Source organism: Ruegeria sp. YKSD179, assembly GCF_059612885.1.
In genome coordinates, this window is the sequence record NZ_JBXWRL010000033.1 from 1 (window position 1) to 14,009 (window position 14,009).

The 14,009-nt window shown below is 51.1% G+C and carries 15 protein-coding genes; 7 read left to right on the forward strand and 8 right to left on the reverse strand.

Annotated elements, in window-relative coordinates:
- Positions 1-526, forward strand: a 526-nt coding sequence (locus tag AC2FNE_RS15335; protein WP_496805737.1) for a DUF2182 domain-containing protein, incomplete at its 5' end; no start/stop codon positions are given.
- 151 nt (positions 527-677) lie between these two features.
- Here the strand turns inward: AC2FNE_RS15335 and AC2FNE_RS15340 are convergent.
- From AC2FNE_RS15340 to AC2FNE_RS15360, 5 genes are all read right to left on the reverse strand, one after another.
- Positions 678-1,679: a DUF1214 domain-containing protein gene (locus tag AC2FNE_RS15340; protein WP_496805738.1), complete on the reverse strand. Its 1,002-nt coding sequence runs from the start codon at positions 1,677-1,679 to the stop codon at positions 678-680.
- 11 nt (positions 1,680-1,690) lie between these two features.
- Complete coding sequence (locus AC2FNE_RS15345; protein ID WP_496805739.1) at positions 1,691-2,749, reverse strand: DUF1214 domain-containing protein; 1,059 nt, start codon at positions 2,747-2,749, stop codon at positions 1,691-1,693.
- A 468-nt stretch (positions 2,750-3,217) separates the two neighbouring features.
- Positions 3,218-4,195, reverse strand: a complete 978-nt coding sequence (locus tag AC2FNE_RS15350) for a 2-dehydropantoate 2-reductase (protein WP_170477397.1) — start codon at positions 4,193-4,195, stop codon at positions 3,218-3,220.
- Positions 4,192-5,733 (reverse strand): acyl--CoA ligase, encoded by a 1,542-nt coding sequence (locus AC2FNE_RS15355; RefSeq protein ID WP_496805740.1) that lies wholly within the window; start codon positions 5,731-5,733, stop codon positions 4,192-4,194. Before AC2FNE_RS15355 ends, AC2FNE_RS15350 begins: the two co-directional genes overlap by 4 nt.
- A gap of 60 nt (positions 5,734-5,793) precedes the next feature.
- Positions 5,794-6,480, reverse strand: a complete 687-nt coding sequence (locus tag AC2FNE_RS15360) for a fumarylacetoacetate hydrolase family protein (protein ID WP_496805741.1) — start codon at positions 6,478-6,480, stop codon at positions 5,794-5,796.
- Between the two features lie 172 nt (positions 6,481-6,652).
- On the opposite strand from AC2FNE_RS15360, the gene AC2FNE_RS15365 reads away from it, so the two are divergent.
- The 6 genes from AC2FNE_RS15365 to AC2FNE_RS15390 all read left to right on the forward strand — a co-directional run bounded on the left by AC2FNE_RS15365 (position 6,653) and on the right by AC2FNE_RS15390 (position 11,726).
- On the forward strand, positions 6,653-7,336 hold the full coding sequence (locus tag AC2FNE_RS15365) for a FadR/GntR family transcriptional regulator (protein ID WP_254447979.1): 684 nt from the start codon (positions 6,653-6,655) through the stop codon (positions 7,334-7,336).
- A gap of 80 nt (positions 7,337-7,416) precedes the next feature.
- Positions 7,417-8,394 (forward strand): ABC transporter substrate-binding protein, encoded by a 978-nt coding sequence (locus tag AC2FNE_RS15370; protein ID WP_170477406.1) that lies wholly within the window; start codon positions 7,417-7,419, stop codon positions 8,392-8,394.
- 76 nt (positions 8,395-8,470) lie between these two features.
- A complete protein-coding gene (locus AC2FNE_RS15375) occupies positions 8,471-9,232 on the forward strand; it encodes an ABC transporter permease (protein WP_170477408.1) in 762 nt (253 codons plus the stop codon).
- On the forward strand, positions 9,219-10,019 hold the full coding sequence (locus AC2FNE_RS15380) for an ABC transporter ATP-binding protein (RefSeq protein ID WP_170477411.1): 801 nt from the start codon (positions 9,219-9,221) through the stop codon (positions 10,017-10,019). Before AC2FNE_RS15375 ends, AC2FNE_RS15380 begins: the two co-directional genes overlap by 14 nt.
- A gap of 37 nt (positions 10,020-10,056) precedes the next feature.
- Positions 10,057-10,779: an ABC transporter permease gene (locus AC2FNE_RS15385; protein ID WP_254447980.1), complete on the forward strand. Its 723-nt coding sequence runs from the start codon at positions 10,057-10,059 to the stop codon at positions 10,777-10,779.
- Between the two features lie 293 nt (positions 10,780-11,072).
- Complete coding sequence (locus AC2FNE_RS15390; protein WP_170477417.1) at positions 11,073-11,726, forward strand: hypothetical protein; 654 nt, start codon at positions 11,073-11,075, stop codon at positions 11,724-11,726.
- A gap of 270 nt (positions 11,727-11,996) precedes the next feature.
- On the opposite strand, the gene AC2FNE_RS15395 is transcribed toward AC2FNE_RS15390, so the two are convergent.
- The 3 genes from AC2FNE_RS15395 to AC2FNE_RS15405 form a co-directional block, all read right to left on the reverse strand.
- Positions 11,997-12,533: a hypothetical protein gene (locus AC2FNE_RS15395; protein ID WP_170477420.1), complete on the reverse strand. Its 537-nt coding sequence runs from the start codon at positions 12,531-12,533 to the stop codon at positions 11,997-11,999.
- Positions 12,517-13,287: a hypothetical protein gene (locus AC2FNE_RS15400; protein WP_496805742.1), complete on the reverse strand. Its 771-nt coding sequence runs from the start codon at positions 13,285-13,287 to the stop codon at positions 12,517-12,519. The genes AC2FNE_RS15395 and AC2FNE_RS15400 overlap by 17 nt, the downstream gene beginning before the upstream one ends.
- A gap of 154 nt (positions 13,288-13,441) precedes the next feature.
- Complete coding sequence (locus tag AC2FNE_RS15405; protein ID WP_170477425.1) at positions 13,442-13,954, reverse strand: nucleoside deaminase; 513 nt, start codon at positions 13,952-13,954, stop codon at positions 13,442-13,444.
- Positions 13,955-14,009: the final 55 nt, after the last annotated feature.

The following is a 14,009-nucleotide window of genomic DNA, read 5'->3' on the forward strand; positions in this document are numbered from 1 at the left end:
GTTGTTCTATGCTGCACTTGCAAGGAAAAACAAAAACGCGAATAAGCCATACGCTGCTGTCTCCATTTTCCTTGCCGGGTACCTGTTGGTTTGGGGTTTCTTCAGTCTCGTATCAACTGTTGTGCAGTGGTCCCTTGTTTCAATTGGGCAGATGAGCGGGATGATGGAAATCACTCAAGCGCCGCTTGCAGGAGCGCTGCTTGTGCTGGCTGGACTTTACCAAGTGTCCCCTCTCAAGCAGGCGTGTCTGCGGCATTGTCAGCATCCGGTGATTTTCTTCATGCACAATTGGAAATCAGGGGGCTGGGGGGCTCTTCGCATGGGAATGCAGAACGGGTGGTTCTGCCTTGGGTGCTGCTGGGTTCTAATGGCGCTTCTTTTCGTCGGTGGAGTGATGAACCTGCTTTGGATCGCCGCGCTCGCAATTTTCGTCGGAATAGAAAAACTCGCCACCGGGCTTCCGTGGTTGTCCATGCTTTCTGCAGTCGCGCTGATCCTCGGGGGACTGGCGCTTGCCTTGGCATGACGTTTTGAGCCCTCCGACAACGGAAGCGTACCGTGCAATCTAGTTGAGCAGGATGACGGCTTCGGGCTCGGTGCAGACGTTCGCACGGTTGCTGCGAAGGACCGAGTTGCGGACGAAGCAGACGCTGATTTACCCCATCGCAGTTTGGCAATCAGGGCATTGGCTCCGGTTTCGGAAAACTCCATGAACCGTCTATGATTGCTTCGTCAGGCTCATAGAGGCGCACTGTATAGTTCCAACCGGGGGTGATGGGGATGCAGTTCGCGCGTCCATCGTCGCATCCACCAAAATGGAGCGTAATCGACCCATCCGGGTCCGTATCCGCAGTGACGCTGTTGAAGCTGTTCACATTGAAGTCGTTCGCGCCCAGATACCCCTCGTCCGTATAGACTGTTAGGGACCAGAACGCGCCCACAGGAACATCTTTAACGTTGAGCCTGTGCGGAGTTGTTCCGTCGTTCGCGTCGACGCTGTCAATGACATACATCGCCCCATAGGCCGGCAATCCACCCCAGCCAGCGGCGGTTCCCACAAGGAAATCGACAGGCTTCACCTCATCCTTTCGTCCAAAGGCATAGAGCGAATTGAACCCCAGTTCGGACAGTGTGCTCAGAGCTTGACGGGCTGTGGTTAGGTCGTCCTGGTTCCAGTACGGGGCTTCAAATGGACCATCGCCGCCACCGGATACCGCGATCCCGTCCTGCGCAGCTTGCGCTGCAGCCACATCCTCCGGGTCGGCGGGGTCAACGAAAGTACGGAAGTTCACAATGGCGAACCGTGTGCCAACCTCTTCCTGCGTCAATTCATAGGCACCTGGCTCTGACACCACGTACATATAATGATCCTGACTGATCACATGCATCGATTGGTATCGCCCGCCGAGCTCAGGCAATGTGATCGCAGCAGGCTCGGTTAGATCCAGCACGATACCGGAATAAAGCGTATCCTGGTTTTGCCGAATGACCGTCTGGTTTTCGGGCGTTATCGTGCCCCGCAGGTGGCTCAACTCACCCACTCCTGCGCCTACGGCAGCCATGTTCGCGCGCATATATGTGTCGGTTTCGGCACGGGCAAAGGTGTCGATTGTAACCGGCTCTGCCAAAGCGAGATTTGGAACGGCCAGCACAATCGGAAGCAAGCGTTTCAATGTCATTGTACGCCCTCTCACTTGACGGGTTTTATGGTTGGGAAGGTCCAGCTGCCATCCAGAACAGCGGCTTCGGGTCGATACATCCGCACGGTGTAGTTCCAACCCTCGGTTATCGGGAGGCAGTTGGATCGCCCGTCGTCGCATTCTCCGAGATGGACCGTCATGTCGCCGTCCGCGTTACGTATGCCAGTCACTGAGTTGACACTGTAGGCATCAAGCGCGTTCGGCTCATAAAATCCATACGCATTGTATACGCTAATTGACCAAAAGGCGCCCACGGGAACCTCTGCAGGAACTTCGATCATGTATCCGCCAACCGGCAGACGCGGTTCAACCCCAAGATAAAACGCTTCCGTCTCGGGCAGCCCACCCCAACCACCAATCGTGCCGAGCATATGCCGGATGGGATCGACATCCTCCTTTGCTCCAAACATTCGGAAGCTGTCCCGAACAAAGCCAAGTGCGGCAAGTGGCAGTAGTTGGTTCACAATCGCCTCGAACGCGTCTTCGTCGTAGTTTGGCGGAACGAAGGGGATTGCGGAGGCCGCTTGTACCTCCATTTGGCCTTGAATGGCATTTACAGCGGCCACGTCTTCCGCATCGGAAGCGTCGACCAGCGTGCGGACATAGACGATGACGTAAGGCGTGTCGAAGGTTGCAACATCAAGCGCATATGTGCCGCCGCCAAAAAACACTTCGTTGATAAAGTGATCCTGATTGACCACCATCGCCGTCATGTAGCGTTCCCCAACATCTGGAAGCGTTAATGTCGCCCCCTCGCTGATGTCGACCACGGCGGTGCTGTAGAGTGTATCGCGGTTCATACGGATTGTCGGTTGATTTTCAACCGGCGTCGGCGCGCGGAAGTGAAAGAAACGGTTAATACCGCCGGCAAGCTCCACGTAATTCCTCAGCTCGAAATCGTTTGCAGCGCGGACGAAGTTGTCCACTGTAACCGGCACTTCCGCACTCTCCAGGAGTGCTCCAGGCGCGTCAGTGCCAAAACTTGACTGTGCAAAGGACGGCGATACCAGACAAGAAGCCGCGGCCACGCAAAACAACAAGTGTTTCAATGAAACCCTCCCTAACTCATCACCGGTTCTCCATAAGGTGGGCGTCGTATGCGTGCATTGATCTTGGTCAAGATGAGCGTTGGCTTTGGGCCCCGTGCGGTCATTCGCTTTATTCAGCGTGAACGACTGCTATGCGGACAAAGTTGCCGGTCATTTCCGTTTTCAGCGACTGGATTTCCAGAACCTTCACTTCGGATAACTGTACTTGGGCTGTTCGATTTACTTGTGTCTTGATTTCTTAAGCCATTCGATTGGCGAGGTGCCGTTCCATCTCCTAAAGCCGGGAAGGCAATAACATCCATTTCGACAGCAACTCACGACACCATCACGGTACGAAACCATGACCTAGCACACGAATTGATGGGCAGTGTAACTTTTACCGAGTACTTTTATTTGTTGACGACTGGGCGCAAACCGGCCTGACCCGCTCAAGCGAAGTTCTTCTGACAAGACCGTCCGAAATGGGGATTAATAAAGATCAGCAACTCGTGCTCTTAGCTTTATAAGGGATGCAACAGTGTCAATTGTGGGAGTTTGTGTGCCAGTGAGCTGCCCTAGTTCTTGCACTGAGGTGATCAAAGCGTCGATTTCCATTGGCCGACCCAAATCTAAATCCTGCCACATTGATGTCTTGTGGGCACCGACGGCAGCGCCACCATCAATACGTTTTTCCACACTAATCGGAAATTTAACTCCTAGGGTTTCCGCAATTTCCTGCGCCTCTAGCATCATCTGACGCGCTACTGTTCGAGTTCCTTGGTCAGCACACAAAACATCAAGTGTTGCTTTCGTCAGCGCGGAAATGGGATTGAACGATAAGTTCCCCCAGAGTTTTAACCAAATTTCATCCCTTATGCGGGGGCGCACTGGCGCGCGAAGTTTTGCGCTAGCTAACGCAGCCGAAAGTCTAGTGGAGCGTTCGGACTTGGAGCCATCGGGCTCGCCCAAAGAGAAGCGATTGCCTTCTACATGCTTGATTAAGCCAGGAGAGATGACCTCTGCCGCAGGATACACCACGCACCCCAAAACCCGGTCGGGCCCGAGACCATCCCATTGGGTATTTTTTGGATCGACAGACTTAAGCCTGGTACCTTCGTACGGGCCATCCAGTTTGTGGAAATACCACCAGGGTATTCCGTTTACACCGCTTACAATGGTCGTGGTGTTTGATATCAGCGGCTGCATGGCCCCTACAACTGATGGAACCGAATGCGCTTTCAAAGTTACAAAAACATAGTCTTGTGGCCCGAAGTCCTCTGCGTTTTCGGAAGCGTTCACTTTTACATTTATCGGATTGTGCTCTTCCTCAAGAAGGGTCAGCCCATTTTCTTGTATCGCAGCCAAGTGTGCACCGCGAGCTACGACGCTCACATCAACGTCGGTCTGAGCGAGTTTTGCAGCTACATAACCTCCTATGGCACCGGCACCAAAGATACAAATCTTCATATCTGAACCTTTGCAATTCCAAGTTTTTCAGCCAAACCAATCCTTTGGACTTTTCCGGTTGCGCCTTTTGGAATTTCATCGAGCACTATTACGATTGCCGGTACTTTGAATTTAGCAACGTGAAACCCAACAAAATCTTGAATATCTTTTTCCTTTACCATCGCACCCTCGGCAAGAACCACTGCCGCAGCAATGTCTTCACCCAATTTTTCGTGGGGAACGACAAAGCAAACGGCCTGAACAATATCGGGGTGACTTAGTAGTACTGCATCAACTTCAAGTGGACTGATTTTTTCGCCACCTCGATTGATTATCTCCTTCAGTCGACCAGTTAGCCAAAGGTAGTTTTCTTGATCAAATGAACCTTGGTCGCCAGTACGGAACCACTGTTTTCCATCCGCTTCGAAGAAGTTTTCTGAATTTGCCTTAGGGTTGCTTTCGTAACCAAGTGTCACGTTCGTGCCACTTATTACTATTTCTCCGATTTCGTTTGAAGCAATCAGGATGTCTTCGACCTCATCCGCGATTTTGACGTCGGGGCCAGCTGGTATTCCAACTGATCCGGGTTTTTGAAGCCGGGGGGGAAGCGGATTGCAGCACATTTGATGCGCGGCCTCAGTCATTCCATAAGCTTCGATTACTGGCGCACCAAAAGTTTCAACAAGCTCTTCCATCACTGGTGCCGGTAACGAAGCGGATGAAGAGCGCAAAAAGCGCAATCTCGAATTTTCAATGATACTTTGGTTGCGTTTGGATCGAGCAAGTATCGCTTGATGCATTGTCGGTACTGCCGTGTACCAAGTCGGTTTGACCTCTGCTACATGTGAAAAAAAAGTGAGCGCGTTGAAGCCATTAGTGCAACTTATTTGAGCCCCAGAACCAACAGAAGCGGCGACAGCTGCAATTAGCCCATGTATATGAAAAAGTGGCATAATACTGAGGCAACAATCGTCAGAATTCAGCTCCAAGGATGAAGCTACGTTTCGCGCCGAAGCGTAAATGTTGGCCTGTGTCAGCGGCACTATTTTCGGGCGTGAGGTTGTTCCAGAAGTGTGAAGGATAAGCGCGACATCGTTTTCATTTGGCGAAGATGTGTCCGCGATTCCAATAGGATCGCTCGGCAATATGGAAAACTCTCCGGCCGGCTCGGATACGTCATGTGCGATCCGCAGGATACCAATTCCAAGTTCCTGTGCGGCGTAGACAGCGGGACCGTCTTCCTTTTCGTCTACAAGGAGCACCTTGGCATTCAGGTCTTTAAGGTAAAAGGCATACTCTTCTTGAGTGTAGGCTGGGTTAAGTGGCGCCGTCGTAGTCACTTGTGAGATGGTTATGAAAGCGGTGGCCATCTCCGGGCCGTTTGGCAATACGATTGCCACGCGGTCTCCTCGACCCACTCCAATTTGGTGCAAAGCTTCGGCGATCCGGCTGCTTAGTTCCCTTAATCCTCGATAGCTCAACCAAGATCTACCGGGAGCGCCAATGGAATTGGCAGTATCTTCGTGCGGCGTGATCAAATCAGCAATTAGTTGCGGCATCCTGGATCCGTTGTACTAGACTTTCAGTTCGTTTTTGGCACAAGTCCGGCAGGTACTTCGCTAAGTTACGGTCACTTTCAGGCTGTCGAGCTCTTCAATGGTCAATACCATTACGTCGCCGCGCGTAACTGGACCAACGCCGGAAGGCGTTCCTGAAAGGATCACGTCGCCCGCCGCAAGTTCGAAGTATTCACTCAGGTAGGCAATCATTTCAGGGACCTTCCATATCATTTGGTTGAGGTCTCCTTCTTGCCGGGTTTCTCCGTTTACGGTGAGTTTCAATGCACCTTTGTCGAGGTGACCAACTTCTGATGCCCTGTGAACTGGTCCACATGGCGCGGAGCGCTCAAAGGCCTTACCAATTTCCCAGGGACGACCCATTTTTTTCATCTGACCCTGAAGATCACGACGTGTCATGTCGAGGGAAAGCCCATAGCCAAAAACATGGTCCAACGCCCGATCAACAGAGATGTTTGTACCGCCTGATCTTAGCGCGACATACATTTCAGCCTCATGGTGTACGTCCGAGCTGTGCGGTGGATAAGGGAATTTACCCGAAGGATCGAGGTTATTCGGATTTTTTTGGAAGAAAAAAGGCGGTTCTCGGTCTGGATCATGCCCCATTTCGATAGCGTGTGCCGCGTAGTTTCTTCCAATGCAGTAAACCCGCCGAACCGGGAAGAGTGCATCGGTGCCAGCAACTGGAAGGGCAACACTCTCGGGTGCATCGATCACAAAATTAGCCATAAATATCTCCGAATAGCAGCAGGTTTAAGTATGCATCTAACGTAGACCAATCTTGAAATCAATTCCAACCATTGCTAAAAATATCGATTTTTCATTGCTATATCGTCAAAAGTTTGGTTAATTCAGACCAATTTAGGAAAATTGGTTACCCAATATGGAAGATGCGCCAGTCATGAAATTCGAATTGATCGAGATCAATGATACGGTCGCGGCCCTGCGCAAGTTCATCGAAGAAGGCAATTATTCTCCAGGTGATCGTTTGCCATCTGAGAGAGATCTAATCGGTCGCTTGGGCATAAGCAGGTCGGCGCTCCGGAAGGCGCTCGGAACGCTGGAAAACGAAGGGTCCATCTGGCGTCATGTCGGAAAAGGCACGTTTATTGCTGCCCGTGGCCTTCAGACCGGCAATAGCCAACTAAAGCATTTAAGCGAAGCAGTAACGCCTGTGCAATTGATGAGGGCGCGCCTTTCATTGGAACCCGCGCTTGCGAGAGAAGCGGCGGTCAATGCGTCCGAGAAATCGGTGACTGGCCTCAAGGCAGCGCGCGATCGGGCTGCAGCCGCTGCAACTTGGGATGAATATGAAGCCGAGGATGATGCCTTTCACCGCGCCATTGCTGAGGCAACGGGGAATGGTCTGCTGTTGTCCTTGTTTGATCATTTGAATGGTGTCCGAAGGGCAGTTGCATGGAACACGGTTGTTCGAACTTCAGTTCGCCCGCCTGACAACCATTCGAGTTTCGAAGAACACAATCAGATATTGACGGCCATTCAAGAACGGAACGCTTCTGCCGCTCATGCAGCCATGCGCGAGCATTTGAACTCCGTATCAACCCGACTTTTTGGAGAGGAGTGAGCGAAAAACAACTGCCGGCAAAAGAGCATAACATCAAACGCCGGTTCAGAATTTACGACTAATTCTCAGGGAGGAGACAAATGAAACGTTTTCTGAAAAGGTTAGCCTCAGCCGCATTGGCGTTGCCGCTAGCGGTGAGCATTTCGTCCGGCACTGCATATGCCGACAAAATCAGGATCGCGTTGGCCGAAACTCCATCGGATGAGCTCGCTGCATTTTTTGTTGCTCTTGACCGAGCAAAAGCCAATGGCTTGGACTACGAATGGACCGCGTTCTCAGATGAGGAACTTGCGATTCAAGCGGTTCTAAGCGGTCAGATGGATATTGGTTTCGGCACGCCTTATTCTGCGATGCAACGCTCCAAGGCGCCGCTTCGCATAATCTTTCAGTTGTCCAAACTAAAGTTTTTCCCCGTCACAACCACAAAGTACTCATCGCTTGAGGACTTAAACGGCGAACCGATTTTGTTGCACTCGCGAGGCGGTGGCACGGATTCAATTGCCAATGTGATTGAGGATCGGATGAACATCAAATTCGGTGAACGTTCCTATGTCCCGGGTTCGTCCAATCGAGTTGCAGCACTGCTTGGTGGTCGGGCAGATGCCACGATTATCGACCTGTCCAATAAAAACAAACTCATGCGCAGCGACGCCGCAGAAAACTTCAACGTGCTCGAAATGTTTGAAGTTGAAGCCAGCGACGAAGCCCTGTTTGCCAATCTGGACTGGATAAAAGAGAACGAAGAAGACGTTGCGATTTTCGTGAACGCATTGGTTAGCACATGGCGCGATATGCACGAAGATCCAACGGTTATCAGACGTGAAACCAATCCAGATGGACCAATTGGTCAGCTGCCTGAGGAAATTCTTGCGGAACTGGATGGCTTTTACACTGATGCAGTCGAAGGCGGTCTTTACGATCCTGATGGCGGGGGTCGAACCGCTGCCACGGCAGATATGGAGTGGTATTCCGCTGCTGGGCAGCTCGAGGGAACGCCAGACGAGTTGAACATCGAGGACTTTTGGTACCTTGCCCCGCTGGACGCGGCGACGAACTGACATTCAGTCACATAGCACCACGCCCAAGTCAGGGCGTGGTGCATACAAGTTTCTGACTATTGAGAGGCATCAGTAAATGCCAAATCGTGCTCTGCAGTTAAAAATTCTCTCTGCACTGATCTTGTGCGGCGCTTGGCAAATAGCAGGCCTAATCCCGGTAAGTTACGCATTTCCGACGTTCACAGAAACTATGGGCGCATTGTTCGATATGGCGCGTAGCGGTGTACTTTTTGAAGCCTACGCTGAAACCCTTCAGCCATTAGTTGTCGGCGTTGTAATTTCGGCTTTCATCGGAATAGCAGTCGGCCTCTGGGTTGGGTTGAGCAATTTCTTTGACTGGTTGTTTTCTCCAATCTTCATCGTAATGCAGGCAGCGCCACTTGCCGCATTGATACCTCTTTTGGTCCTTGCCTATGGAATCGGGCTGACCTCAAAAGTCCTTGTCGTCTGCATTATGGCAATGCCAGTCATCGTTTTGAACACCAGCAGCGCCGTACGAAACACACCCGAGTCATTCAAAGAGATGGGACGTTCCTTTCTTGCCCCGAAACATTCGATTTTGCTGCGTATTGTTATACCCGCTGCATCGCCAGTCATCTTCGCTGGTTTGCGTTTGGGGGTCTCAGCAGGCTTCATCGGTGCCATACTCGCTGAATTGAAAATCACGCCAACTGGCGTTGGCGATATCATCACTTATAGCCGTTCCATTGCCGATTACCCCAGCATGTATGCGGCAATATTCTCGATCATCCTACTTGCGGTTCTGTTTTTGAATTTGTTGGAAAAAACAGAAACGGTTCTCTTCAAAGGAAACCAACGTGGCTATGTCTCAGATTAAAGAAGTAACCCCTCTTCCGGTGGCGGAATCCATCGAAAGCGCTGTTTCAGTTCGAAATATCTCAAAGAACTACGGTGCCGTAGAAGCGCTGCGAGATTTGTCTCTTGAGTTTCCAAAGGGACAATTAACATCCCTCTTGGGGCCATCAGGATGTGGCAAAACCACATTGCTGAAAATAATCGCAGGATTATTGGAACCAACCTCAGGCGAAGTGTTTGTAAACGGCCAACCCGTTGCGTCACCTGGTCCAGACCGTGCCTTTGTGTTTCAGGACTTTGCCCTGTTGCCTTGGGCATCGGTTCTAAAAAACGTCACATTCGGGCTGGAGATGCGTGGTGTCGGGACATCCGAAAGAGAGGCTATCGCAGAAAAGTACATCAAGGATGTTGGACTCGCGGGCTTTGAACACAGCTATCCTCACGAACTGTCGGGGGGCATGCGTCAACGTGTGGGTTTGGCAAGGGCACTTGCCGTTGACGCCGACGTTCTTTTGATGGACGAGCCATTTTCAGCAGTTGACGAACAGACCCGTCGTAAATTTCAAGAAGACCTCTTGGGTCTGGTGCAAAACGAAAACAAGACATTCATTTTCGTGACCCACTCAATTGAAGAAGCAGTTTATGTGTCGGATCAGATTGCAATTCTGTTGCCCCGGCCAAGCCGCGTTTCGGAGGTGATCAGACCATCGAACTTCCGGGACAAGGGCGTCGACAACATCCGCAGGGACCCAGAATACCTTGATATTGTAGACAATATTTGGGCATCCCTGCGCAGTTACGTGGAATGAGGCAAGTATGATAGTTTTAGGATACCGGCTTCCAGGGATGTCATCCCTTATAATCTGGGGCTTGCTTTGGGAAATTGTCGGACAATCTGGATTAACCTTTTTTATCCCACCGCTCAGCGAAGTCGTCACGACACTGTTTTCGATGATTGGTACTACGGCATTTCAGACCGCTTTGGCTCAAACAGCCTACGCGTTTTTGGTAGGGGTAGGTGCAGCCATTCTAATCGGCATACCAGTTGGAATACTTATGGGTAAAAGCCGATTGTTGGATGAACTCTTGCTCCCGTGGGTCAACGTTTTTCTTAGCGCTCCATTAACAGCTCTTGTGCCTGTTCTTATGGTACTTTTCGGTTTCGGAATGAAATCGATCATCATTACAACGGCACTTTTTGCAGTTTGGATCATTATCTTGAACTCTCGCGCGGGGGTAAAACAGATAAACCGCTCATTGGTAGAAATGGCGCAAAGTTTTGGAGCCTCGCCGTTTGATGCGTTCTTCAAAATTTATTTTTGGGCCGCACTTCCTGAGATATTAGGAGGAGTTCGTATTGGAGTAATCCGAGCCGTGAAAGGTGTAATTATAGGACAATTGCTAATTTCAATTGTCGGTTTCGGCGCCCTTTTCGAATTGTATTCGGCCAACTTCCTTATGGGACATTTCTGGGCAGTACTTATCGTGCTTTTCGCGCTGGCCTTTACTATCTCAGAATTCCTCGCCTACCTAGAACGCAAAGTTTCATACTACGCTGCCAAGAGGTAATGCCCTAACTTTTTTGACCAAATCTCAACTACACTAAAGGAACGGAAGTAGAAATGTTTGTCTTACTATCTCCGACAGCGACTCCGTGAGACCGTTTGCCAAATTTTCGACGATGACCGTTTTATGGACAAACAGGTCTAGGTTTATTTCGAATCTGAAGCTTGAAACTCCGCTAGTAGCGCTTCGTCAATTGTCGAGGAGGTTTGCTGGCTTCCACTAGTGGTGACAAACTCGGCTGTATGATCAATGCCGACTCCATTATTCGCAATAGATTAAATCAAGGAGTAAAAACAATGAATTTACGCGTATTGTCTACGGTGGCGTCAGCCGTTGGCCTCACAATTGGAGCAGCCTTTGCCCAAGGTACAAATGTTTCCCATCCGATGGGTTTCTTTGTTACGTCTACTGGCCTTGGCGACGGTGGAAATCTTGGAGGCCTTGAAGGCGCAGACACCCATTGCCAGAGCCTCGCCGCGGCTGCCGGGGCCGGTGACCGTCAATGGCGTGCATATTTGTCAACACAGGAAGAAGGAGAACGCGGAATTTCCGCCAGAAGTCGCATCGGTCAAGGCCCTTGGTACAATGCAAATGGTGAATTGATAGCTTCTGACCTTGATCAGCTACACATCTTGCCAAACATCTACTACCGGACTGCGGTTGACGAGAATGGAAACACAATCAAAGGTCGCGGCGATAGTCCTAACGAACACGACATTCTGACCGGTACTCAGGCAGATGGCACCGCCTACTTCCCCTGGCATGAAGGAGACAAGACATGCGCAAATTGGACATCGAATGGCGAGGGTTCGGCAACCGTAGGACATCACGATCGCCATGGCGGGGGAAATACGTCTTGGAACGCAGCTCATGGTAGTCGCGGTTGTTCTCCTGACGCGCTTCGGGCCACCGGTGGAAATGGCTATTTCTACTGTTTTGCGGCGGATTAACCTTTAGACAGATCAAATAGCTGCATCAAACACCTGATTTGTTTACGTGCGATTTCTGTATAACCGACTCCACTGACAAAGCTTTAAAACCACTGACGGGGGTATTCTCTTTTTGTACCCGTCCGCCTGGGGTTCGTTGCAATCATTCGCTGCGGGGTGCATGAACGTCCGCTTTCGAGGCTGGGTGGCGTAGCGGTGAAAGACGCCCGTGTGGTTGAATGTGGGGGCTTGTGGTCGGAAAACGGGACTTAGGCTCACACCAATTGAAGCCTACTCCCAATTGCCAGCTGACGAACGCCAAGTATTGGCTTCGGCATCCCAAACGCTGGCCGTGACGCATGGCGTCGGATTTATTCCGCCGCAATTGGATCCATGGATGTCCGCAACGACAACGCGTTGGTCTCCGAAGTCAACAACCTTCCAGCCTTGATTGAGCAGGGAGTGCACCTCTTCACTAACCCAAAAGTGCGACATGCATCCGCCGGTTCCGCAGTAAAGAGATGCAGCGCTCGAACATGCAAAACCGGACTCATTCAGAACCCAGTCGTGATGTAGATCTCCATCGAGGTCGACCCTTTCGACCGCGCCCCAATCTAAGTCAAACTGACCGTCGTTGAACTTCGTGCAGGCTTTTACCGCCAGATCAACCTTTGCCCGCAAACCGGAGGGAAGTCGCGAGATATCAGCCGCGAAAGCTGGTGAAATCCAAACAAGACTCGAAACCAGAAAAATGCTGGCAAACAAGCCTTTCAGTTGACGCATTTTTTGGGAAGCCAGTTGGAAGGCGGCATCAATTGCACTTATCATATCTGTAGTCCCCATATTCCAGCCAATTTGCCGAGCCTTCGCTAAATATCAGAAACTCGGACCTGTCCTCTCCAAGCAGCGCCACGACAAATCCGGCCGGCGGCTTAGAGTTTCCGAAGTAACTGTAGGCGGTCATGGCTCTTATTGAATCGCCGTTGACCGTCACTCGCGCGTCCCACTCCCCATCCGGATTGTCCAGAATTACATATTCGATCTGGCGTTTTATCGCTCCACCACCACAATAGACGATGCCTTCGGGTACCTCGTAGGAAGCTCCGTCGCTGGCATCCGTATCACACGCAGAACGAAGCGACCGAATTGCCGCGCTAGAACCTTGTAAATCAATGATTCCATAGCTGACGTCTTGGTCAATCATCGACAGATTGACCGACGCATTGGCCGCGAGCTGGTCCAGTAAGAAATCATAGTCCTGCTGACTATTGAAATTGATCTCGACAGGATAATTGTCCACGATCTGTAACGCAGCGTTATCAGCGCCAACCTGAAATGCACCAACTTCGGTTGCGCCGTTCTTCAAAAAACGAATGGAAAGCCCTTGTTTGTCCACAATGTCCTGGCTGTTCTCATATCCAGCCGGAGCAAACCGGATACGGTCACACTGAAGTTCCAGTGTCATGTTTCCGGTCTGAATAAATGCATTGGGGTTGGACCCGGAACTGAACGACCACTCCGCCGAGGCGGAAGATGCCACAGCCAGCAATAACGTTGTTGTGGCAATTGACTTGCTATTCATGTGTTCTCCTCAGCTTTAAAAGTTGCGCGTTTTTAGTCCGCTTTTTTCTCGGTCGGGTCATTCATTGCAGATTGCACAAAGGCCCGCATTGGGTCCAAGACTTCCCGCCGCAGTATGCGAACGCGACAAGAAACTTCGCTGGTTGCTTATAACCTTACAAACTGCAGAGCGTTGGAGTACCTGCGCTCCTTATTTCCCGGCCATAAAACATGTGACGAACCCCAGCCCAAAAGGCCGCTGCTTCACACATGGGGCATGGCCTGGAAGATGAGTACATGACCGCTTGGCTCAAATCCCGGTCGTTGAGACGGCGCGCCGCGTCCCTGATCGCCGCCATTTCAGCATGGCCGGTGGGGTCTTGATCCAAGACGACCCTGCTCGATGATTGGCCAATAATAACGTTGTCACGCACCACAACTGCACCGTACTTCTGATCTCCGTGGTCAATTGCATACTGACGCATCTCGAAAGCGCGCTCCATGAATTTGGCATGGTTGGGATCACTAGGTTGTGGTATCGAGTCGTCCTCACTCGCAGAAGTTTGACCCACGAAGGAGCCACACAGTCCGACTGTCACTGCGCCAAAGCCTGACGCAGCAAGAAAACCACGCCTCGCGAAAACGAATGTACTATGGCTGTCCTGCGCAATTTCACCAATCGTGTCCATCTTGCCAATATCCGTGGGATGTATTCATCTTTGTCACCACCCTACCACGAGAAGA

Excerpts from the sequence above, each read along its gene's own strand:
- AC2FNE_RS15395 (WP_170477420.1), bottom strand. The coding sequence starts at position 12,533 with ATGATAAGTGCAATTGATGCCGCCTTCCAACTGGCTTCCCAAAAAATG.
- AC2FNE_RS15385 (WP_254447980.1), top strand. The coding sequence starts at position 10,057 with ATGTCATCCCTTATAATCTGGGGCTTGCTTTGGGAAATTGTCGGACAA.
- AC2FNE_RS15380 (WP_170477411.1), top strand. The coding sequence starts at position 9,219 with ATGTCTCAGATTAAAGAAGTAACCCCTCTTCCGGTGGCGGAATCCATC.
- AC2FNE_RS15370 (WP_170477406.1), top strand. The coding sequence starts at position 7,417 with ATGAAACGTTTTCTGAAAAGGTTAGCCTCAGCCGCATTGGCGTTGCCG.
- AC2FNE_RS15400 (WP_496805742.1), bottom strand. The coding sequence starts at position 13,287 with ATGAATAGCAAGTCAATTGCCACAACAACGTTATTGCTGGCTGTGGCA.
- AC2FNE_RS15340 (WP_496805738.1), bottom strand. The coding sequence starts at position 1,679 with ATGACATTGAAACGCTTGCTTCCGATTGTGCTGGCCGTTCCAAATCTC.
- AC2FNE_RS15350 (WP_170477397.1), bottom strand. The coding sequence starts at position 4,195 with ATGAAGATTTGTATCTTTGGTGCCGGTGCCATAGGAGGTTATGTAGCT.
- AC2FNE_RS15375 (WP_170477408.1), top strand. The coding sequence starts at position 8,471 with ATGCCAAATCGTGCTCTGCAGTTAAAAATTCTCTCTGCACTGATCTTG.
- AC2FNE_RS15360 (WP_496805741.1), bottom strand. The coding sequence starts at position 6,480 with ATGGCTAATTTTGTGATCGATGCACCCGAGAGTGTTGCCCTTCCAGTT.
- AC2FNE_RS15390 (WP_170477417.1), top strand. The coding sequence starts at position 11,073 with ATGAATTTACGCGTATTGTCTACGGTGGCGTCAGCCGTTGGCCTCACA.
- AC2FNE_RS15405 (WP_170477425.1), bottom strand. The coding sequence starts at position 13,954 with ATGGACACGATTGGTGAAATTGCGCAGGACAGCCATAGTACATTCGTT.
- AC2FNE_RS15355 (WP_496805740.1), bottom strand. The coding sequence starts at position 5,733 with ATGCCGCAACTAATTGCTGATTTGATCACGCCGCACGAAGATACTGCC.
- AC2FNE_RS15365 (WP_254447979.1), top strand. The coding sequence starts at position 6,653 with ATGAAATTCGAATTGATCGAGATCAATGATACGGTCGCGGCCCTGCGC.